The 25,102-nt window shown below is 39.9% G+C and carries 5 protein-coding genes and 1 pseudogene; 2 read left to right on the top strand and 4 right to left on the bottom strand.

What is annotated here, in order from left to right:
* Window positions 1-6 precede the first annotated feature (6 nt).
* Complete coding sequence (locus TERY_RS02710; protein ID WP_011610415.1) at window positions 7-978, top strand: Rieske 2Fe-2S domain-containing protein; 972 nt, start codon at window positions 7-9, stop codon at window positions 976-978.
* 320 nt (window positions 979-1,298) lie between these two features.
* Here the strand turns inward: TERY_RS02710 and TERY_RS02705 are convergent, their stop codons facing one another.
* Window positions 1,299-1,901, bottom strand: coding sequence for a DUF1517 domain-containing protein (locus TERY_RS02705; RefSeq protein WP_011610414.1), 603 nt, complete (start codon window positions 1,899-1,901; stop codon window positions 1,299-1,301).
* A gap of 470 nt (window positions 1,902-2,371) precedes the next feature.
* Here TERY_RS02705 and TERY_RS36050 point away from each other — a divergent pair.
* Window positions 2,372-2,665, top strand: a pseudogene (locus TERY_RS36050) (IS630 transposase-related protein).
* Window positions 2,666-3,501: 836 nt separating this feature from the next.
* Here TERY_RS36050 and TERY_RS02700 read toward each other — a convergent pair.
* The 3 genes from TERY_RS02700 to TERY_RS02690 form a co-directional block, all read right to left on the bottom strand.
* Entirely contained in the window at window positions 3,502-3,717 is a 216-nt protein-coding gene (locus TERY_RS02700) for a hypothetical protein (RefSeq protein WP_044136325.1), read from the bottom strand.
* On the bottom strand, window positions 3,701-13,804 hold the full coding sequence (locus tag TERY_RS02695; RefSeq protein ID WP_044136324.1) for a CHAT domain-containing protein: 10,104 nt from the start codon (window positions 13,802-13,804) through the stop codon (window positions 3,701-3,703). The genes TERY_RS02700 and TERY_RS02695 overlap by 17 nt, the downstream gene beginning before the upstream one ends.
* A 681-nt stretch (window positions 13,805-14,485) precedes the next feature.
* Entirely contained in the window at window positions 14,486-24,745 is a 10,260-nt protein-coding gene (locus tag TERY_RS02690) for a CHAT domain-containing protein (RefSeq protein ID WP_011610411.1), read from the bottom strand.
* Window positions 24,746-25,102 lie beyond the last annotated feature (357 nt).

The following is a 25,102-nucleotide window of genomic DNA, read 5'->3' as shown; positions in this document are numbered from 1 at the left end:
ATAATTATGTATTCAAATTTGCCTAATAGCTGGTTTCGTGTTGCTAGAAGTGAAGATTTATCTACCAAAGGAGTTATACCACTTCATTATTTTGGAAAAGACTTTGTACTGTTTCGTACAGAAGATGGCAAACCCCATATTTTTGATGCCCATTGTCCTCACTTAGGGGCTCATCTTGCTCATGGGGGTAGAATAGAAGGCCAGACTCTAAGATGTCCCTACCACGGTTGGTTTTGGGATACAAATGGACAATGTGCTGCGACTCCTTATCCGAATAAAGCAAAACCTCAAGTCAAAATACAAAATTGGCCTGTACTTGAGCTGAATGGTCTAATAATGATGTATCATCACCACCAAGGAAAATTACCAGACTGGGAAATACCGCAAATACCAGAACTAATGTCTGAGGAATGGACTCCTCTACGTTTAGTCCGTCAGTGGAAAGTACGCACTACTCTTCAAGATTATATGGACAATAGTGTAGATGTCTCTCACTTATATAATTTGCACAGCCGTACTTTTAAAAGCGCTCATAGTTATGGTGTAGAAATTGACGGACCAATGTTAACTCATAGAATGTCCCAGAAATATAATTTATCTTCTTTAGCAGCGGGAAAATTAGTATTGGAAGATGGCTCAGTTACTACTATTTATTATGGACCTGCTTATGATGTGAGTTTTTACTGGACAGAAGGAAAGTTAAAGCTAGGTTTGCTAACTATTTTTACAGGAACACCAATAAATAATGAGTATCTTGATATTGCTATATTTTATAGTGTGAAAAAAGTTCTACCTTTTCCTTTAAGCTTGATTTTAAATAAGATGTTAAAACAGGATGTTTTAGAAACTTTTGAACAAGATGTGAGTATTTTAGAGAATAAAAAAAATATTCGTAATCCACTTTTATATCAAAATGATGGCCCTGTGCGTCAGTCTCGAAGTTGGGCAAGTCAATTCTACTCCGAAAATTCTGCTTGATCAAATTAGTATAAATTGAATCCCGGAAATTGATGCTATATAGTCATGATCTATGTAGAAACCGGGTTGAGGAAACTCCCTGGTTTGAACAATAATGGTCAGGGTCATAAACCTGGTTTCTTGTTTAGGTGTGTAAGTTCTGTTAATTTAAGACAGTTATCTCTATAGTTTATTCCTTTTTTTTTTGAATATTTACTCTAACTTTAGTTTTCCAACTTTGGTCTGACCTATGGGTTTTGTATATAAAGTCCCTACTATTTTTAGTATCAGACCTCCCCACCTCCTCCAACAACTCTAATAAGTATTCAACTGGCTTGATATTACAAGGGAATTAATTCAGAAAAATTGACTAATAGTTGTTCATTATCTAACTCATCTCCTAAACGTGCTGGTGAAAAATGTATTTGAATACCCCGTAATTTTTCTTGATAATGTAAATTAATTAAAGCTTTTAATGCCTGAGTCATAGCTTCTATACTCGCAAGGTCAGTTTCAATGTCTGGCACTTCTCCCTCAAAAGCAGCTGTTATCATTACGACTAAATTACCGGTGGGAGGTAAGGTTAAAGGTTCATTATTTTCTCCGTAGTCTTCATTTTCCCCAGAACTTAGATAGCGTTGGGCAGAGTCTGTAAACAGTTCATCAAAAAAGTCTCCTGCTTCTGCCTCGTCCCAAACAACATCACCTTCATTAGCGGCGGACTGCCAGTAGGTGTCGTATTGTAGTAGAGTTTTACAGACTTCCACAAGTTCTTCTCCTACTTGTTGTAAGTCACCTTCTGATCCAACGGCTTCCCTAGCAGCTTTGTTTAAAACACCTAATAAGGGTGTTACCTCTGAACCTGCTAAGTGAATGAATAAACGAGAGACAACAAATCGAGTTTTACCTGTAAATTTATTTAACCTATCTTGCCAAGAACCCATAATTTTACCTTTCTCTAAGATTTTTAGATATAATTTTACAGCTTAGAATTGTCATAATGTCAAGGACAAAATTTCTTAATATTTCTCCCACTTTGTCGCTCTTATTCGGCTTCAGTAGTTAGCCCCTAAATTCCTTCTAAAAGGCTATCCTTGATCAGGAATGTCTAAAACTTTTTCTACCTGACCTGGAAGGGGATGGGGGGGGGGAGAATTATCTCAAAACTACATCTGGTAGAAAAAAAATATATTTTTAAACACATTTACTCTTTCAAAATATCCATTTAATAGCAAATTTATAAATTCTCTTTTTTGTCAAGTTTTATGCTAAAAAAGATATTTATAAACCATTGCTTTAAAAGGGTAATTTCCGGTCATATCGTGTCCGGTTAAATAGTTATAGTTGTTTTAATTAAAATTGAGACAAAAATTGAGTATAATAATTTTAAGTAAAGTAGAAACTATTTTTAACCATGCCTTACAATTTAGACTTCAGACAAAAAGTCATAAATTTTGTAGAAAATGGTGGTACTATTACCGAAGCAGCTCATGTATTTGGGATAGGAATAACTTCGATATATAGATAGTGATCTCGCCCAAAATTGGAAGCAAATAAGGTAAAATTTCGTCGAATAAAATTAGATTAGAAAGAATTAGAAAAAGATATCAAACTAAATCCAGAGTTTAAATTGGTAGACAGAGATAAAAAAATTGGAGTTAATCCTACAGCTATATTTTATGCTTTGAAAAAAATGAATTTTCCTTAAAAAAAACAACTTCGTTATAGGGAAATAAATAGAGAATAAAGGATAAAATATTATTCATAAACTACGAGATTTCATCAAAAAATTTTGAGGCAAAAGCCTTATATTTATTGATGAATCAAGATTTGAAGATAATCAATACTATATTTATGCCTGGTCAAAAAAAGGGAAAAAAGTTGATGCTGAGTAAGAGGGAAAACGAGGTAAAAGAGAAAATTTAGTAGCTGGGAGAATAAAAAAGGAAAAAAATTCAATAGCACCAATTATATTTAAAGGAACCCTAAATACCGTGGTATTTGAACAATGGTTAGATAAACATTTCTTGCCATTATTAAAAATTCTCAGTTTACTAATTATGGAGAATTAACCAATTCTAACGAAAAAAGGTTATTAGAGAATTAGTAGAAGCAGGGGGTCATCAATTACTATTTTTGTCAAAAAACTCTCCTGATTTAAATGACTAAGAACATGATTTTAATGCATTAAAAAAAGCTAGAATGTATTCACCTATCAATACATCTATTGATGAAATTATTCGTAATTATTGTGCCAAATAGTGTCTCATTCTTATTTAAAATAACTATATAATTAAAGTTTGTAATAAGGTCAAAGCCCTAAGTGCAGATAAGGCCCTTGCCCTACTACAAACCATATACTTTTTGATCACTGATTATCTGGAGATGATATTACCCCCTTTTGTGCATTATAATTTTTTAATCGCCTAACCTATGTGCATAGGAATGAGTACTAGAAAATTATATCGTCTCCATTCAGGTCAATATTAAATTCCTGTTCCAGAGGTAACAGAGCATCCCCAGATTTCCACACCCTCAGAATTGCTAGTCCAGACATAAAGCTGCATCAGTCAATTCCCTATCACTAGCTTCAATGGTAATATTGAGAATGGGGTTAGTTTCATAATTTAGGTCGTCACTGTCGTTAACTAGGAGGCGATCGCCATCAATAGTAAAGGCCTTATTGCCATCCTCGTCGGGGTCGACATTGTTGGTGATGTTGAATATTAGTTGGCCATTTTTATTACCAAGGACTACCAACCATAGTAAACCCTGCCCAATAATAAGGATGAGATAAATTTTGATTGTTTACATTTGCGAACGCCGAAGGTAGCTCCACCCCACCACGAGTGCTGCTTCCCCTCAACTCCCCACCTGTAATAAGCACCTGCCCTTGCAACATTGCTAACTGCGCCTGTCTTAACGCTTCTGCTTTAATACTGACATTATTCAAATGAGTATAAAACTCTGTCATTAATGCCAATGTACCTTCATCACTTACAGTCCAAAGGCTCGTTAAGGCTGACTTCACTCCTGCTGCTACTGCTAACCCTGCAAACCCTAATTCCGCTTCTCTATTTCCTACAGCAGTGCGACAAGCAGACAATACCAACAAGTCAACCGATGGGGTACTCCAACCCAACTCCCGCACTTGGTCTAACTTTATTTGTTCATTACCCCATAGCTGAATGTAAGAATTACTAGGTTTTCCTCTATTAAATGTTGCATGGGTAGCTAAGTGAATAATAGGATAGGGATAATTTTTTCTTTGAGTTAACAAATTATTCTTGGTAAATTCTTCGTTTAAAAATTTACTACCTTCCCATAACTGTTCAGAAATTGTTTCTATCTCCACAGGTACTGCTGGTAAAGGTTTTTCATTGATAAATTTACTAGCTCCCATAGCTAATACTTGAGTACCTTGAAGTGGGCGATAATTTGTATCCATTAAGCTGATACTCGGAATTAAACTTAGGCTATATTTCTCAATTAAAAATTGCTTTCCATCATGTAATGCTGCCACTGGTAAAATACGTAAACCTTCACCCATACTGAACAATAAGGTATCGATATTTGCTGCTTCTAATTCTGCTGATATAGGTGCAATGAACCAATCATATAATTGTTTTGCTGGTGATAGATAACTATTAAAATCACGATAGGCAGGACTTGTCGTTAATTTGAGGAAATTTATAACTACTTTCTCTAATTTTTTACGGTTAGCTTCCGGGATAGTTTTAAGAATAGGTTGACCATCTTTGGTATATAAAATTATTTGTAATTCCTCTGGATAAGCATTAATATAAACAACTGCAGATTCTTTTCCTGTTTTAGCAGCCATATCGGTTAAGATTTCTCGGGGTGTTTTTTGGTTAATAAATTGTTCCTTAAAATCTGTTCCAAAGTAATTAGAATATTCGTTAGTAAGGTTTTGTTCTAACATTGTTATTACTTGGTCTGAACCAGTCGCAACTGTCAAGGAATTGGTATTGACGGTATCAATTATGTTTAAGATTTTTTGGGTATCCGTTGTACTATTAATAGATGATTCTGTTTGTTCTTGGGCTGTATTTGTATTAGTTGTTTGGTTATTGTTGCTGAGGGTAGAATTTGAAATTAATTCAGATCTTTGAGACTGGGTAAGATTTGATAAAATGTTTTTATTGTTTGAGGAATTTGTAGTGGAATTATTCTCAATATTGTTATTGTTATTATTAGAGAAATTTTCTTGATTAAGTACTTGATTATTAGGTATATTGTTATTAGAAATTACTGAGGTAGTATCTAGATTTTGATTCACTCCATCATTTTGAATAAAATTAGTTACAGTAGTATCTAGATTTTGATCCACTCCATCATTTTGAATAAAATTAGTTACAGTAGCAGTAACATTTCCAGTAATAACTGTTTTCTCTCCTGTGGTTAGGTCATCTCCGGCATCGTTATCAATAAAAGCATCACCCCCTCCAGTAATAGCTGTTTGGTCTCCTGTGGTCAGTTCATCTCCGGCATGGTTATCAATAAAAGCATCACCCCCTCCAGTAATAGCTGTTTGGTCTCCTGTGGTCAGGTCATCTCCGGCATCGTTATCAATAAAAACATCACCCCCTCCAGTAATAGCTGTTTGGTCTCCTGTGGTCAGGTCATCTCCGGCATCGTTATCAATAAAAGCATCACCCTCTCCAGTAATGGCCGTTTGGTCTCCTGTGGTCAGGTCATCTCCAGCATCGTTATCAATAAAAACATCACCCTCTCCAGCAATAGCTGTTTGGTCTCCTGTGTTAATATCTTCTGTTGCTTTCAGGCTTAAAACTCCTATTGTGCCATCTGATCTTATTTCTACATTATAGGTTTTTATGGAACCATCTGTGGCTGTGACTTTAATTTCTCCGGCGCTTGTTGTGCCGATAGAACTTAAGTTTCCTGTACCTACTTCTGTTCCGTTGATGACTATACGTCCACTCTTTCCCTCTAAAGCTTGTGTTGTGACATTGCCTGTGTTAACTTTTGCTTGTTGGCTCTGAATAATTAAGTCACCACTTTCTGTCATGCCGTAGGATGATACATTTGCTAAATTTACTCTTTCTAGGGCATCTACCTTGACGTATCCTCCTTTTCCTTGTTTTGAATAGGAGTCTATATCACCTGTGGAGTTAATTTCTCCCCGTTCACTCCTAATATTAATATCACCTCCCTGCTCCATTCCTTCTGAACGAATGCCGCTAATATTAACATCCCCTGGGGATGTGAGGTTGACATTTCCTGCTGTTCCTGCATCTGAATATGTTTGTAATACTCCTGCTGCATCTATACTACTTTCACTATCACTCCTGATATTAATATCACCTCCCCGTTTCATTCCCTGGGAACTAATGTTATTTGTCTGGATCTGACCAAAGGCAGTAATATTTACATCTCCTGCTATACCTTGTTCTGAGAAGGTTTCTATGTTTTGAGTTGCATTAATTTCTCCTTGCTCGCTGGTAATATTAACGTCTCCACCTGTGGTAGGCTTGTCTGGGTTAAGGGCGCTGGCTTCTAATTTCCCTGTGCTAATATTTCCTTTGGCATTGATAATAATATTTCCGGTGCCGTCTGGGGAACGAGAATTTATTGTGCCGCCTGTGGTATCTATTGTACTGTTTCTGCTGCGGAGTCTGATGTCTCCAGCTTTTCCTTGAGTTGCTTCTCCTTCTCCTTTGGGAATAATAGTAAAGTTTTCGTTGACTTTTTCTTTTTCTTTGACAAAACCTGATACTAAGTCTATTTTACCTGTTTCTATTGCATTATCTGCAGTAATATCAATTTTTCCTGTATCGCCCTCGTTCGCACCGGAATATATTTTTGCTGTTCTGGTATTAATATTATTGCCTGCTTCTAGAGTAATATCTCCTCCTTTTCCTGGCATATCACTGCTACCATCACTTGGTGACTTGGATGCGGAAATAATATTACTTTTTCCTTCTATATTAATATTGTTTCCGGCTTTAATGTTTATTTGACCTCCGTCTCCGTCGGCGTAGGAATAGATATTATTTGTGGTAATATTTCCTTGGGGTGCTTCCATTGTAATGTCTCCCGCGTCACCGCCTCCTGAATAGTTGGCTAAGAATTTACCACTACTGGTGTCAATATTTCCGGTTTCTGATCTGATGGTTATTTGACCACCCTCTTGCTTTCCGTGAGAACTTATGGTATTGGCGGTTATGTCTGTTTGGGCTTTGAGGGTAACATTTCCGGCGTTCCCTCCTTCTGAAAATGATTGAATTGCTCGGGTGGCGTTAATTTTTCCTTGTTCACTGGTAATACTAATGCTACCTCCGTCAGCGGTTTCTATGTCATTTTTGGCGGCGGAGGTAACAACTCCTGTGGTAATATCTCCTTGGGCAGTAATATCTATTGTACCTGCGTTGCCGGCGTCGGTAGTTTTAGCTGATATCTTGCTGTTAGGCGCAGTTATTTCTCCTGCTTCAATATTGATAATGCCTCCATCTCCTGTTCCTGTGGTTTCTGTTAATATTCGGCCTTGTAGTTGGAATGTTTCGCTAGAGTTAATTTTGATTTCGCCTCCGTTTCCGCTGTCGGATGTGGATGCTGATATTTTTGTGTTTTCGGCTATTGTCAGGTTTTCTGTTTCAATGTTAATAATGCCTGCATCTCCACTACCTTCGCTTTCAACTGTTATCCGACCATCTCCTGTAATATTTATGTTTTCTGGTGCCAATATATTGATGTCGCCTCCCTTTCCCAGAGATTTGGTGCTAGCAGAAATGAAGCCTTGGTCGGTGAAGGTAATATTGATGTTTGGGTCGGTTTTGCTATTGAGGTCTGGGTTGGTTTGGTAAGGGGTGATGGTTAAGGTTCCGGCGTTTGATGCTCCTTTGGTTTCGGCGAATATTCCTAGTTTTCCTGAGATTTCTAGGTCGTTGGTGTTGATGGTGATGTTGCCTCCATCTCCGGTGCTTGTTGCTTTTTTTCCGGCTGTTGCACTTATTTCTGTGCCTTTTCCTATGGTAACTGTTTGGGAGTTAATTTCAATGTTTCCGGCTTGACCTTGACTGTTGGTTTCGGCACTTATGGCTACTTGCTCTGATAGGTTGAGGTTTTCTGTTTGGATATTGATGGTGCCTGCATTTCCACTCCCTGTGGTTTCGGCTGATATTTTTCCGTCTCCTGTAATGTTGATTTTTTCTGGTGCTTGAATATTTATGTTGCCTCCGTTGCCACTGGAGGTGGTGCGAGCAGAAATGAAGCCTTTTTCTTTGAATTCTATATTTAGGTTGGGGTTGTTTTTATATGGGTTCAGGGTGAGGGTGCCTGCAGGGCTTTCTCCTGCGGTTTCCGCGAATATTCCTAGTTTTCCTGATATGTCTAGGTTATTGGCGTTGATGGTGATGTTGCCTCCTGCTTCTTTGTTGCTGGCTCCTTCTAGTGCTGTGGCACTTATTTGGGCGTTTTGTCCTATTGTGAGGTTTTTGGTGTTTATTTCTATGTTTCCGGCTAGTCCGGCGCTGCTGGTTTCTGTTGTTAGACTTGTTCCTTTTTCTAGGGTGAAGTCTGTGGTGTTGATTTTGATTTCGCCGGCGTTGCCTTGGTCTTCTGTGGAAGCATTGATTTTGACTCCATTGGATATTCTCAGGTTGTTGGTTTTGATGTCGATAATTCCGGCGTTACCTGTGCCTGATGTTTTGGTGGCAATGAACCCTTGGCCTGTTATGTTGATGTTTTCTGGGGCTTTGATGAATATGTTGCCTCCGTTGCCTGTGGATGAGGTGGAGGCGGAGATGAAGCCCTCGTTTTTGAAGGTGATGTCTAGGTCGGGGTTGTTTTTGTAGGGTGAGATGCGAAGGATACCGGCGTTTTTGCTCGCTTCGGTTTCGGCAAATATTCCGAGTTTTCCTGTGACGTTGAGTTCGTTTGTGTTGATGGTGATGTTGCCTCCTTCTCCGGTGCTGGTTGAACCTGTTAAGACTGTGGTGCTGGCTTTAGCGCCTTCTCCTATGTCTATGGTGTTGGCTTGGATGTTTATGTTTCCGGGGTTTCCAGCTCTTGCGGTTTCTGTGATTAGTTTGGTGTTTTGGTCTAGGATGAGTTTGTTGGCTTCTATGTTTATTTGACCTGCGTTTCCGGTTCCTTCTGTGTTGGCTAGGATTTTGCTGTTGTTGGTGAGTTCTATGTTTTGGTTGCTTTCTAAGGTGATTTGGCCGGCGTTGCCTTGGGAGTTGGTGGTGCTGATGATGTCGGTGTTTTCGAGTGTGATGTTGCCGCGGCTGTAGATGTTGACGTCTCCGGCGGCTTGGTTACTTTCGGTGTCGCTTTCTATGGTGACGTTGCTGAGGTTGAGGTCGCCGGAACTGTTAATGGAGACGTCCCCTGATTGGGTATCTCCTGTTTCAACTTGTATTTCTTCACCCCAAGGCATTGTTATTGTTATTTTTTCACTAGTAATAATGGATGAGTCTTTTATTTGAAGTGGTTCTTGTGTCTGACTTTCTATTGTTACTTTCCCTGATCCAGAGTGGGAGGATAGTGTTAATATGTCTGTGTTGCTGAGATTGTTGGTGGTAATGTTAACGTCTCCACCTTTTCCTTCCTCAGATTCTTTTTTTCCTGCTGAAAATGTATAGATTGTTAGTTTTTCTGCATTTCCGTCTTCTGGAGGGTTAATTTGTTTTGCATTCAGTGTTATGTCTCCTCCATTTCCTGAGTTGCCAGATCCTGAATAGGAGAAGGAATAGAGGTCTTGTATAGTGATATCGCCACCAGCTACTAAATCAATTGCTCCTCCATTTCCTGAGTTGCCAGACCTGGAAAAGGAATCGGAATAGAGGTTTTGTGTAGTGATATCGCCGCCAGCTACCAAATCAATTGCTCCTCCATTTCCTGAGTCGTAAGACCCGGAATAGGAACAGGAATCAAGGATTTGTGTAGTGATATTGCCACCAGCATCCAAATCAATTGCTCCTCCATTTCCTGAGTTGCCTTCCCAGGAAAAGGATCTGGAATCAAGGACTTGTGTAGTGATATTGCCACCAGCATCCAAATCAATTGCTCCTCCATTTCCTAAGTTGCTTTCCCAGGAATAGGAGCTGGAATCAAGGTCTTGTGTAGTAGTGATATCACCACCAGCATCCAAATCAATTGCTCCTCCATCTCCTGAGTTGCCAGACCCGGAATAGGAGCTGGAATAGAGAGATTGTGTAGTGATATTGCCTCCAGCATCCAAATCAATGGTTCCTCCATTTCCTGAGTTGCCTTCCCAGGAATAGGACCTAGAATTGAGGGATTGTGTAGTGATATTGCCACCAGCATCCAAATCAATTGCTCCTCCATTTCCTTGCACAGAAGCAGAACTAGAATTAATCAGACCAGTAATAATATCCTTATTAGCATTCAGGTCAATTCTTCCCCCATTAGCAGCTTCGCTCAAACTACGAATATTTCCCACACTAATATCACCATGAGTTGCTTCTAGGTTGATCGCTCCACCTTTTCCACTTTCTATTCCTCCAGCAATCTTAACAAGAGGGTTATGCAGCAACAGTTGTGTACCTATGGCAGTTCCCCAGGGAGCAGTCTCACCAGCTCTGTATAAATTACCATCAGCCAAATTTGAAAATATATTGGTATCCTTTACCTTCAAAGTCCAAATTCCCTTAGGATTTTCTCCATTAAAATCTACTAAACTTCCTTGGGGACTATATCTACCATCAAACGGAGCATTGCTTATGCCAATACTTCTAGAAGCATTATCATCTAACACAGTATCCTGAAAGTTATCTCCCCAACGACCAACACCTGCAAACAATTGTACTACCTTCCCTTGGGGTGATTCCAGACTAACGTCTAAGTCCCCAGTGTGAGTATATGCCGCAGAAAAGCGAACGTCTATATTTTCTACAGTTCCCAAGTCACCATCTACAGTAAAAGTAAATGTTGTAGTACCTTCTGTACCTTCCGGAGGTATTGGCCCCCCCTCATCCACATCGATCGCCTTCAACAACTCCCCACCACCAGAATAAATAGGCAACCAAGAAGTATCAACATTCCCCAAAACCAGACCAGCACCAGCAATAGTCAAACCTCGCCCATTAGTCTTAATAGTATCCGCCCCATTCTCAAAAATATCAGGGTTACTCCCAACATCCGGCTTATTATCCAACATCTTCACAAGACCAAACCCATCCCCATCTTTATCCGCACGAAATTCTATCTCCCCACTCCCAGGCATAAACTCCAACACATCATCCTCTATATCCTCAACAACAATATCATTTGTGGCCGACAACTTAACATCCGCATCCCCAGAAGTCTCATCAAATTCATCATTTATCCTAATATTAGTCCCAGACAAAGAAACAGCTTCCCCACCACCTTTAATACCACTACCCGTAGCCACAATATCTCCCGCCGCTTCAATGTTTATCCCACCACCTCCATCAACAACCTCCGTATTTTCCGTAGTTCCCCCCTCAGAATTATTCTCCACAACCTCATTACTAGAAATAGTTTCATTTAAAGTCACATTTCCCGCACTCTTAATATCAACATCTCCTCCAAAAGTAGCAATACCAACCACATCCTCACTCACACCACCAATATTCACATTTCCCACATCAAAAAACACCCCACCACTACCAGAAACCGCCTCCAAATTCTGCACATCTAACCGCAAAGGTTGACCAAGAAAACCTATACCTCCATTCCCAGAAGTTCTAAACAAAACACTCCCCGCATTTATCAAAGAATTCTCAGAAACTCTAACAATATTTCCCCCATTCGCATCAACCAAAACCTTCCCTGTCGTCCTTAAATTTCCCAGATTTATATCACCTACCTCCCCTAAACTTCCCAACTTAATATTAATTCCACCACTTCCAGCATTTAAAATTGTTCCATCCAATTGATTTATTGAACCTTTCCCATCAGAACGGTTCGCCAAATTCATCTCATCATTATTACCCAATAAATCAATATTCCCATTTCCACTCTTAGTATCAATATCCGCATTTATATTAATACTTCGACCAGCCTTTAACTCCACAGAAGAATCAGTTTCTATCCTTTCATTTATGGTAATATCATTATCAGCATCAATAATCACATTCCCCGATAATTCCCCTAAATTATCCGCCGAAATAGTCACATCAGAATTCTCATCAGCAGCAAAAGGATCAAGAGGATTTTCTGTTTCTTTATCTTCTAAATTATCAGTATTTTTTGTTGTGGAATTATCAGTATTTTCGGTCTCAGAAACCTCGGAATTATCCTCGACAATTTCCCCATTATAATTATCAGTATTTTCTGTCTCAGAAACCTCGGAATTATCCTCAATAATTTCCCCATCATAATTATCAGTATTTTCTGTCTCAGAAACCTCCGAATTATCCTCGACAATTTCCTTTTCACCTTCCGAATTATCCTCTCCCACCGTCACACTTTCTGGGTCTAATAAAATCCTACCTTTAGTTCCTAAAGCCGCAGTAACATCCACCTTTCCATCAAAGATTAATTGTTCTTTTCCCCCAATTTTAACCAACCCTCCATTTCCCGAAGATGTGCCGCCTTTAGCACTAATATTTCCCGCAAAATTAGTAATACCATCCGACCAAATTCTAACTTGACCTCCATCACCATTTGTGATAGCATCCGCAGAAATAAATGAATTATTATTAACAAAAGTATGCTGAGAATTAGGAACTATACCCAACCCTTGAAAATCTCCTCCTATTAATACAGTTCCACCCCCATTTTTGCCATCAGCCTTGATATTTGTATCTATAAGAGCCACGCGATCGCCCCACACATTAACTTTACCGGCCTTAGCAACATCTCTCTTCTCCTTGAGGGAAGGAGGAACATCTATCTTTCCTGGACTAGCAGCACCCTCCTTCTTTCTCTGACTAGGAACACGCCCCTTCTCCTTAAGAGAAGTAGCAGTAGTTGATACATCTATCTTTCCCGAAATAGTTGCCGTTCCCGGAGTCTCAGCCACCATAGTATTTGAACCATTCAAAACCACATCACCATTCTCTTTAACAACGACAGATGTAGCCTCAACGATATCTCCTCCACCAGCTAATAACTCTGGTAAAGATAGAGGATCAATATTAGAAATATTTTCTCCATCCTCTAGGGGTACTTCTAAACTTAACAAATGTCCTGGTTGAGATATTTTCAGGGTACTACCACCTTCGACAGCAGTGACAGTAATATTACCCCCAGGGCTAGAGAGTTCCCCTGTATTAACAACAGTTCCACCCGACAAAGTTAAATTTCCTTGGGGTTTTAAAGTTAAATTCCCTTCATTAACAATAGAACCAGGCTTAGAAACATCAAACCTATAACCACTAGGGTTTCCGACCAAATTTGAATAGTCATTAGTGCCCATAGCCTTGAACCAGAAATTATTCTGGTCAAAACCAATACCAGTAGCAGTAGTAACACTGAATGACGCAGGTACATTGAGGCTGGCGTTTGGGCCAAACATTATGCCTGCGGGGTTCATTAAGAAGAGGTTAGAGCTGCTACCTAGAACCTGAATAAGACCATTAATATAAGAAGCGCCTCCCTTAACTCGTCCGAGAACGTTGCGAGTATCCGGGGTCGTGACAAAGTTGGCAGTTTGACCAGAGTGCACATTAAACTTATCAAAGCTGTGAAATACATTAGTACCACTGCGAGTCCCACCTTTAATATGAAATTGTTGGCCCTGTGGAGTAACAGTAGTATTGGTACCGTCCTTAGCCGGGGTTATGGGCTGGGAGTTAGCGGGAGTGGTGGCTAATGTGCCTAGTATTAAACTCAGAGCTGTTATGGTGCAGAGTTTTGAGCTATTAGGTTTCATCAAAGGTTTTTGTTATTATGGTATTTGTTGAAAATTATATTGACTTTTATTTAATTTATAGGTATTATTATAAATCCTTACCATACAAAAATCAAGAAATTATTTAAAATTTATTTGTCATTTTAATTATGGGTCTTGAAATTGTTGTATAGAAACCATTTAGTATCTTTTTCATCCAAGGTTATGATATGTAACCGAATTAAAAGTTTTACTGATGCTCTCAGAACTTCTACCAGTCTTGGTAGAACTAATGATAGTAGCACCAGTGCTGCTGAGTAATTATACGTATGCATAACCGCTTAAGTCCTTGAGAGTAAGCTCAAACTCCCTTTCCCCACTTAGATAAAAGCGATAATAGTTGTTGGTATCTGTTATTTCAACAAAACCCGTGAAACTACTACCGCTACTGAGAGTGTCAATATTATCAGTGCTATTCCTACTATTGACGCTTCAACGTTTAAATGATATATTGTCGTTGACACAAATATTTTGAGATTTTGTCGATAATTGACAACACATAACAAATGTGATCAAAAAATCCCTCCCTCTATCAATTAATATTTAGGGTTTGCTAAAGAAGCCGTCGTACAAAATTAATTACACATCCACATGATCTGAACCCAAAAATTACGAATAAGTTGACTACATTTGAAGATGTTGAATGTTAGTTGGTCATTTTTATTACCAAGGACTACCAACTATAGTAAACCCTGCCCAGTAATAAGGATGAGATAAATTTTGATTGTTTACATTTGCGAACGCCGAAGGTAGCTCCACCCCACCACGAGTGCTGCTTCCCCTCAACTCCCCACCTGTAATAAGCACCTGCCCTTGCAGCATTGCTAACTGCGCCTGTCTTAATGCCTCTGACTTGATCTTAGCATCATTCAAATGAGTATAAAACTCTGTCATTAATGCCAATGTCCCTTCATCACTTACAGTCCAAAGGCTCGTTAAGGCTGACTTCACTCCCGCTGCTACTGCTAACCCTGCAAACCCTAATTCCGCTTCTCTATTTCCTACAGCAGTGCGACAAGCAGACAATACCAACAAGTCAACCGATGGGGTACTCCAACCCAACTCCCGCACTTGGTCTAACTTTATTTGTTCATTACCCCATAGCTGAATGTAAGAATTACTAGGTTTTCCTCTATTAAATGTTGCATGGGTAGCTAAGTGAATAATAGGATAGGGATAATTTTTTCTTTGAGTTAACAAATTATTCTTGGTAAATTCTTCGTTTAAAAATTTACTACCTTCCCATAACTGTTCAGAAATTGTTTCTATCTCCACAGGTACTGCTGGTAAAGGTTTTTCATTGATAAATTTACTAGCTCCCATAGCTAATACTTGAGTACCTTGAAGTGGGCGATAATTTGTATCCATTAAGCTGATACTCGGAATTAAACTTAGGCTATATTTCTCAATTAAAAATTGCTTTCCATCATGTAATGCTGCCACTGGTAAAATACGTAAACCTTCACCCATACTGAACAATAAGGTATCGATATTTGCTGCTTCTAATTCTGCTGATATAGGTGCAATGAACCAATCATATAATTGTTTTGCTGGTGATAGATAACTATTAAAATCACGATAGGCAGGACTTGTCGTTAATTTGAGGAAATTTATAACTACTTTCTCTAATTTTTTACGGTTAGCTTCCGGGATAGTTTTAAGAATAGGTTGACCATCTTTGGTATATAAAATTATTTGTAATTCCTCTGGATAAGCATTAATATAAACAACTGCAGATTCTTTTCCTGTTTTAGCAGCCATATCGGTTAAGATTTCTCGGGGTGTTTTTTGGTTAATAAATTGTTCCTTAAAATCTGTTCCAAAGTAATTAGAATATTCGTTAGTAAGGTTTTGTTCTAACATTGTTATTACTTGGTCTGAACCAGTCGCAACTGTCAAGGAATTGGTATTGACGGTATCAATTATGTTTAAGATTTTTTGGGTATCCGTTGTACTATTAATAGATGATTCTGTTTGTTCTTGGGCTGTATTTGTATTAGTTGTTTGGTTATTGTTGCTGGGGGTAGAAGTTGAAATTAATTCAGACCTTTGAGACTGGGTAAGGGTTGATGAAATGTTTTTATTGTTTGAGGAATTTGTAGTGGAATTATTCTCAATATTGTTATTGTTATTATTAGAGAAATTTTCTTGATTAAGTCCTTGATTATTAGGTATATTGTTATTAGAAATTACTGGTGTATTAACATCTCTTACTGATATTTGATTGAGCGTAGTCTCATTACCGAAAGTTTGATTAATGACTGGTGTATTAATCTCTCCTTCTGCAATTTGATAAATACTAGTATTATTACTAGCATTTTGTTCGATATCCCCTGTATTTATATTCTCTCCTGCAGTTTGATTTAGGTTAGTATTATTACCCGCATTTTGTTCGATATCCCCTGTATTTATATTCTCTCCTGCAGTTTGATTTAGGTTAGTATTATTACCCGCATTTTGTTCGATATCCCCTGTATTTATATTCTCTCCTGCAGTTTGATTTAGGTTAGTATTATTACCCGCATTTTGTTCGATATTCCCTACATTTATATTCTCTCCTGCAGTTTGATTTAGGTTAGTATTATTACCAGCATTTTGTTCGATATTCCCTGCATTTATATTCTCTCCTGCAGTTTGATTTAGGTTAGTATTATTACCAGCATTTTGTTCGATATTCCCTGCATTTATATTCTCTCCTGCATTTTGATTTAGGTTAGTATTATTGCCTGCTTCTTGACTAATATTTCCTGTGGTTTGGTTTCCTCCTGAAAATATATTTGCATTCGCATCTCCCTCTCCTGCTTTTTGACGAATGTCTCCTGTGTTAATATTTTCTGGTGCTCTCAGTGTTAAAGCTCCTAGTGTACCACCTGATGTCATTTCTATATCATAGGTGGCAATAGAACCATCTGTTGCTTCTACATTAATTTCCCCGGCGCTTGTTCCTGCGATAGAACTTAAATTTCCCGTACCTACTTCTGTTCCGTTGATGACTATACGTCCACTCTTTCCCTCTGAAGCTTGTGTTGTGACATTTCCTGTATTAACTTCTGCTTGTTGGCTCTGAGTAATTAAGTCACCACTTTCTGTCATGCCGTAGGATGATACATTTGCTAAATTTACTCTTTCTGGGGCATCTACTTTGACGTATCCTCCTTTTCCTTGTTTTGAATAGGAGTCTATATCGCCTGTAGAGTTAATTTCTCCTCCTTGACTCTTCAGTGTAATATCACCTCCCTGCTCCATTCCTTCTGAACGAATGCCGCTAATATTAACATTCCCTGGGGATGTGAGGTTGACGTTTCCTGCTGTTCCTGCATCTGAATATGTTTGTAATGCTCCTGCTGCATCTATGCTACTTTCACTATCGCTCCTAATATTAATATCTCCTCCCTGTTCCATTCCATCTGAACGAATGGTGTTTGTATTGATATGACCCGCTGCAGTAATATTTACATCTCCTGCTGTACCTTTTTCTGAGAAGGTTTCTATGTTTTGAGTTGCATTAATTTCTCCTTGCTCGCTGGTAATATTAACGTCTCCACCTGTGGTAGGGTTGTCTGGGTTAAGGGCGCTGGCTTCTAATTTCCCTGTGCTAATATTTCCTTTGGCATTGATAATAATATCTCCGGTGCCGTCTGGGGAACGAGAATTTATTGTGCCACCGGTGGTGTCTATTGTACTGTTTCTGCTGCGGAGTCTGATGTCTCCAGCTTTTCCTTTGGTGGCTGGTTCTCCTGGTTTAGGGATGAGGACCAGGTTTTGGTTTACTTTTGTTTCTTGTCTGACAAAACCTGATGCTAAGTCTATTTTACCTGTTTCTATTGCGTTATCTGCAGTAATATCAATTTGTCCTGTGTCGCCCTCGTTGGCACCAGAATATATATTAGCTGCTGTAGTATTAATATTGTTGCCTGCTTCTAGAGTAATATCTCCTCCTTTTCCTTGTTTGTCACTGTTTCCCTCACTTGGTGGCTCTGATGCAGAAATAATATTACTGTTTGCTTCTATATTAATATTGTTTCCGGCTTTAATGTTTATTTGACCTCCGTCTCCGTCGGCGTAGGAATAGATATTATTTGTGGTAATATTTCCTTGGGGTGCTTCCATTGTAATGTCTCCCGCGTCACCGCCTCCTGAATAGTTGGCTAAGAATTTACCACTACTGGTGTCAATATTTCCGGTTTCTGATCTGATGGTTATTTGACCACCCTCTTGCTTTCCGTGAGAACTTATGGTATTGGCGGTTATGTCTGTTTGGGCTTTGAGGGTAACATTTCCGGCGTTGCCTCCTTCTGAAAATGATTGAATTGCTCGGGTGGCGTTAATTTTTCCTTGTTCACTGGTAATACTAATGCTACCTCCGTCAGCAGTTTCTCTTTTATTTTTGGCGGCGGAGGTAACAACTCCTGTGGTAATATCTCCTTGGGCAGTAATATCTATTGTACCTGCGTTGCCGGCGTCGGTAGTTTTAGCTGATATCTTGCTGTTAGGCGCAGTTATTTCTCCTGCTTCAATATTGATAATGCCTCCATCTCCTGTTCCTGTGGTTTCTGTTAATATTCGGCCTTGTAGTTGGAATGTTTCGCTAGAGTTAATTTTGATTTCGCCTCCGTTTCCGCTGTCGGATGTGGATGCTGATATTTTTGTGTTTTCGGCTATTGTCAGGTTTTCTGTTTCAATGTTAATAATGCCTGCATCTCCACTACCTTCGCTTTCAACTGTTATCCGACCATCTCCTGTAATATTTATGTTTTCTGGTGCCAATATATTGATGTCGCCTCCCTTTCCCAGAGATTTGGTGCTAGCAGAAATGAAGCCTTGGTCGGTGAAGGTAATATTGATGTTTGGGTCGGTTTTGCTATTGAGGTCTGGGTTGGTTTGGTAAGGGGTGATGGTTAAGGTTCCGGCGTTTGATGCTCCTTTGGTTTCGGCGAATATTCCTAGTTTTCCTGAGATTTCTAGGTCGTTGGTGTTGATGGTGATGTTGCCTCCATCTCCGGTGCTTGTTGCTTTTTTTCCGGCTGTTGCACTTATTTCTGTGCCTTTTCCTATGGTAACTGTTTGGGAGTTAATTTCAATGTTTCCGGCTTGACCTTGACTGTTGGTTTCGGCACTTATGGCTACTTGCTCTGATAGGTTGAGGTTTTCTGTTTGGATATTGATGGTGCCTGCATTTCCACTCCCTGTGGTTTCGGCTGATATTTTTCCGTCTCCTGTAATGTTGATTTTTTCTGGTGCTTGAATATTTATGTTGCCTCCGTTGCCACTGGAGCTGGTGCGAGCAGAAATGAAGCCTTGTTGTTTGAATTCTATATTTAGGTTGGGGTTGTTTTTATATGGGTTCAGGGTGAGGGTGCCTGCGGGGCTTTCTCCTGCGGTTTCCGCGAATATTCCTAGTTTTCCTGATATGTCTAGGTTATTGGCGTTGATGGTGATGTTGCCGCCTGCTTCTTTGTTGCTGGCTCCTTCTAGTGCTGTGGCACTTATTTGGGCGTTTTGTCCTATTGTGAGGTTTTTGGTGTTTATTTCTATGTTTCCGGCTAGTCCGGCGCTGCTGGTTTCTGTTGTTAGACTTGTTCCTTTTTCTAGGGTGAAGTCTGTGGTGTTGATTTTGATTTCGCCGGCGTTGCCTTGGTCTTCTGTGGAAGCATTGATTTTGACTCCATTGGATATTCTCAGGTTGTTGGTTTTGATGTCGATAATTCCGGCGTTACCTGTGCCTGATGTTTTGGTGGCAATGAACCCTTGGCCTGTTATGTTGATGTTTTCTGGGGCTTTGATGAATATGTTGCCTCCGTTGCCTGTGGATGAGGTGGAGGCGGAGATGAAGCCGTCGTTTTTGAAGGTTATGTCTAGGTTGGGGTTGTTTTTGTAGGGTGAGATGCGAAGGGTACCGGCGTTTTTGCTGGCTTCGGTTTCGGCAAATATTCCCAGTTTTCCTGTGACGTTGAGTTTGTTTGTGTTGATGGTGATGTTGCCTCCTTCTCCGGTGCTGGTTGAACCTGTTAAGACTGTGGTGCTGGCTTTAGCGCCTTCTCCTATGTCTATGGTGTTGGCTTGGATTTTTATGTTTCCGGGGTTTCCAGCTCTTGCGGTTTCTGTGATGAGTTTGGTGTTTTGGTCTAGGATGAGGTTGTTGGCTTCTATGTTTATTTGACCTGCGTTTCCGGTTCCTTCTGTGTTGGCTAGGATTTTGCTGTTGTTGGTGAGTTCTATGTTTTCGTTGGTTTCTAAGGTGATTTGGCCGGCGTTGCCTTGGGAGTTGGTGGTGCTGATGATGTCGGTGTTTTCGAGTGTGATGTTGCCGCGGCTGTAGATGTTGACGTCTCCGGCGGCTTGGTTACTTTTGGTGTCGCTTTCTATGGTGACGTTGTTTAGGTTGAGGTCGCCGTCACTGTTGATGAAGACGTCGCCTGATTGGGTATTTCCTGTTTCTATTTGTATTTGTTCCTCGAAGATTTCTACTGTTACTTGTTCACTAGTGATAATGGATGAGTCTTTGATTTGAAGTGGTTCTTGTGTCTTACTTTCTATTGTTACTTTTCCTGATTCAGAGTGGGAGGATAGTGTTAATATATCTGTGTTGCTGAGGTTGTTGGTGGTAATGTTAACGTCTCCACCTTTTCCTTCCTCAGATTCTTTTTTTCCTACTGAAAATGTATGGATTTTTATTTTTTCTCCATTTGCGTGTTGTGGAGAGTTGAATTTTATTGTCTTTGCATTCAGTGTTATGTCTCCTCCATTTCCTGAGTTGCCTGACCAGGAATAGGACCCGGAATAGAGGTATTGTGTAGTGATATCGCCACCAGCTACCAAATCAATGGCTCCTCCATTTCCTGAGTTGCCTGACCAGGAAATGGACCCGGAATAGAGGTATTGTGTAGTGATATCGCCACCAGCATCCAAATCAATGGCTCCTCCATTTCCTGAGTTGCCTTTTTCCCAGGAAGAGGACCCGGAATAGAGGTATTGTGTAGTGATATCGCCACCAGCATCCAAATCAATGGCTCCTCCATTTCCTGAGTTGCCTGAGCTGGAATCGGACCTGGAATCGAGGTTTTGTGTAGTGATATCGCCACCAGCTACCAAATCAATGGCTCCTCCATTTCCTGACTTGCCTTCCCAGGAATCGGACCCGGAATCGAGGTCTTGTGTAGTGATATCGCCACCAGCATCCAAATCAATGGCTCCTCCATTTCCTGAGTTGCCTGAGCCGGAATAGGACCCGGAATTGAGGTATTGTGTAGTGATATCGCCACCAGCATCCAAATCAATGGCTCCTCCATTTCCTGAGTTGCCTGAGCTGGAAGAGGACCAGGAATTGAGGTATTGTGTAGTGATATCGCCACCAGCATCCAAATCAATGGCTCCTCCATTTCCTGAGTTACCTGAGCTGGAAGAGGACCCGGAATTGAGGTATGGTGTAGTGATATCGCCACCAGCATCCAAATCAATGGCTCCTCCATTTCCTGAGTTGCCTTTTTCCCAGGAAGAGGACCAGGAATTGAGGTATTGTGTAGTGATATCGCCACCAGCATCCAAATCAATGGCTCCTCCATTTCCTTGCACAGAACTAGAATTAATCAGACCAGAAATAATATCCTTATTAGCATTCAGGTCAATTCTTCCCCCATTAGCAGTTTCGCTCAAACTACGAATATTTCCTACACTAATATCACCATGAGTTGCTTCTAGGTTGATCGCTCCACCATTTCCACTTCCTATTCCTCCACCACTCTTAACAAGAGGATTACGTAGCAACAGTTGTGTACCTATGGCAGTTCCCCAGGGAGCAGTCTCACCAGCTCTGTATAAAGTGCCATCATCTGCCCAGGGATAGGTATCAGTCACCTTCAAAGTCCAAGCTCCATTAGGATTTTCTCCATTAAAATCTGCTAAACTTCCTTGGGGACGATATGTACCATCAAACGGAGCATTGCCACTGATAATTCTTCTAGAAGCATCATCATCCAACACAGTATCCTGAAAGTTCTCTCCACTACCACCAACGCGTGAAAACAATTGTACTACCTTCCCTTGGGGTGATTCCAGACTAACGTCTAAGTCCTCATCCCAAGTATGTGCCGCAGAAAAGCGAACATCTATATTTTCTACAGTTCCCAAGTCACCATCTACAGTAAAAGTAAATGTTGCAGTACCTTCTGTACCTTCCGGAGGTATCGCCCCCCCCTTATCCACATCGATCGCCTTCAACAACTCCCCACCACCAGAATAAATAGGCAACCAAGAAGTATCAACATTCCCCAAAACCAGACCAGCACCAGCAATAGTCAAACCTCGCCCATTAGTCTTAATAGTATCCGCCCCATTCTCAAAAATATCAGGGTTACTCCCAACATCCGGCTTATTATCCAACATCTTCACAAGACCAAACCCATCCCCATCTTTATCCGCACGAAATTCTATCTCCCCACTCCCAGGCATAAACTCCAACACATCATCCTCTATATCCTCAACAACAATATCATTTGTGGCCGACAACTTAACATCCGCATCCCCAGAAGTCTCATCAAATTCATCATTTATCCTAATATTAGTCCCAGACAAAGAAACAGCTTCCCCACCACCTTTAATACCACTACCCGTAGCCACAATATCTCCCGCCGCTTCAATGTTTATCCCACCACCTCCATCAACAACCTCCGTATTTTCCGTAGTTCCCCCCTCAGAATTATTCTCCACAACCTCATTACTAGAAATAGTTTCATTTAAAGTCACATTTCCCGCACTCTTAATATCAACATCTCCTCCAAAAGTAGCAATACCAACCACATCCTCACTCACACCACCAATATTCACATTTCCCACATCAAAAAACACCCCACCACTACCAGAAACCGCCTCCAAATTCTGCACATCTAACCGCAAAGGTTGACCAAGAAAACCTATACCTCCATTCCCAGAAGTTCTAAACAAAACACTCCCCGCATTTATCAAAGAATTCTCAGAAACTCTAACAATATTTCCCCCATTCGCATCAACCAAAACCTTCCCTGTCGTCCTTAAATTTCCCAGATTTATATCACCTACCTCCCCTAAACTTCCCAACTTAATATTAATTCCACCACTTCCAGCATTTAAAATTGTTCCATCCAATTGATTTATTGAACCTTTCCCATCAGAACGGTTCGCCAAATTCATCTCATCATTATTACCCAATAAATCAATATTCCCATTTCCACTCTTAGTATCAATATCCGCATTTATATTAATACTTCGACCAGCCTTTAACTCCACAGAAGAATCAGTTTCTATCCTTTCATTTATGGTAATATCATTATCAGCATCAATAATCACATTCCCCGATAATTCCCCTAAATTATCCGCCGAAATAGTCACATCAGAATTCTCATCAGCAGCAAAAGGATCAAGAGGAGTGTCTGGTTTTTTGTCTTTAGGAGTGTCTGGTTTTTTGTCTTTGAAATTATCAGTATTTTCTGTCTCAGAAACCTCCGAATTATCATCTACAATTTCCCCATTATAATTATCAGTATTTTCTGTCTCAGAAACCTCGGAATTATCATCTACAATTTCTTTTTCACCTTCCGAATTATCCTCTCCCACCGTCACACTTTCTGGGTCCAATAAAATCGTACCTTCAGTCCCTAAAGCCGCAGTAACATCCACCTTTCCATCAAAGATTAATTGTTCTTTTCCCCCAATTTTAACCAACCCTCCATTTCCCGAAGATGTGCCGCCTTTAGCACTAATATTTCCCGCAAAATTAGTAATACCATCCGACCAAATTCTAACTTGACCTCCATCACCATTTGTGATAGCATCCGCAGAAATAAATGAATTATTATTAACAAAAGTATGCTGAGAATTAGGAACTATACCCAACCCTTGAAAATCTCCTCCTATTAATACAGTTCCACCCCCATTTTTGCCATCAGCCTTGATATTTGTATCTATAAGAGCCACGCGATCGCCCCACACATTAACTTGGCCTCCAAAACTAGCACCCCCCTCATTTTGGAGAGAACTAGCAGTAGTTGATACATCTATCTTTCCCGAAATAGTTGCCGTTCCCGGAGTCTCAGCCACCATAGTATTTGAACCGGTCAAAACCACATCACCATTCTCTTTAACAATAACAGATGTAGCCTCAACGATATCTCCTCCACCAGCTAATAACTCTGGTAAAGATAGAGGATCAATATTAGAAATATTTTCTCCATCCTCTAGGGGTACCTCTAAACTTAACAAATGTCCTGGTTGAGATATTTTCAGGGTACTACCACCTTCGACAGCAGTGACAGTAATATTACCCCCAGGGCTAGAGAGTTCCCCTGTATTAACAACAGTTCCCCCTAATAAAGTTAAATTTTCTCCAGAATTTAAAGTTAAACTTCCTTCATTAACAATAGAACCAGGTTTAGAAACATCAAACCTATAACCACTAGGGCTTCCGAGCAAATTTGAATAGTCATTAGTGCCCATAGCCTTGAACCAGAAATTATTCTGGTCAAAACCAATACCAGTAGCAGTAGTAACACTGAATGACGCAGGTACATTGAGGCTGGCGTTTGGGCCAAACATTATGCCTGCGGGGTTCATTAAGAAGAGGTTAGAGCTGCTACCTAGAACCTGAATAAGACCATTAATATAAGAAGCGCCTCCCTTAACTCGTCCGAGAACGTTGCGAGTATCCGGGGTCGTGACAAAGTTGGCAGTTTGACCAGAGTGCACATTAAACTTATCAAAGCTGTGAAATACATTAGTACCACTGCGAGTCCCACCTTTAATATGAAATTGTTGGCCCTGTGGAGTAACAGTAGTATTGGTACCGTCCTTAGCCGGGGTTATGGGCTGGGAGTTAGCGGGAGTGGTGGCTAATGTGCCTAGTATTAAACTCAGAGCTGTTATGGTGCAGAGTTTTGAGCTATTAGGTTTCATCAAAGGTTTTTGTTATTATGGTATTTGTTGAAAATTATATTGACTTTTATTTAATTTATAGGTATTATTATAAATCCTTACCATACAAAAATCAAGAAATTATTTAAAATTTATTTGTCATTTTAATTATGGGTCTTGAAATTGTTGTATAGAAACCATTTAGTATCTTTTTCATCCAAGGTTATGATATGTAACCGAATTAAAAGTTTTACTGATGCTCTCAGAACTTCTACCAGTCTTGGTAGAACTAATGATAGTAGCACCAGTGCTGCTGAGTAATTATACGTATGCATAACCGCTTAAGTCCTTGAGAGTAAGCTCAAACTCCCTTTCCCCACTTAGATAAAAGCGATAATA

The sequence above is a fragment of the Trichodesmium erythraeum IMS101 genome, from assembly GCF_000014265.1.
GTDB classification, from domain to species: Bacteria; Cyanobacteriota; Cyanobacteriia; order Cyanobacteriales; family Microcoleaceae; genus Trichodesmium; species Trichodesmium erythraeum.
This window is presented reverse-complemented; position numbering and strand designations above follow the sequence as displayed.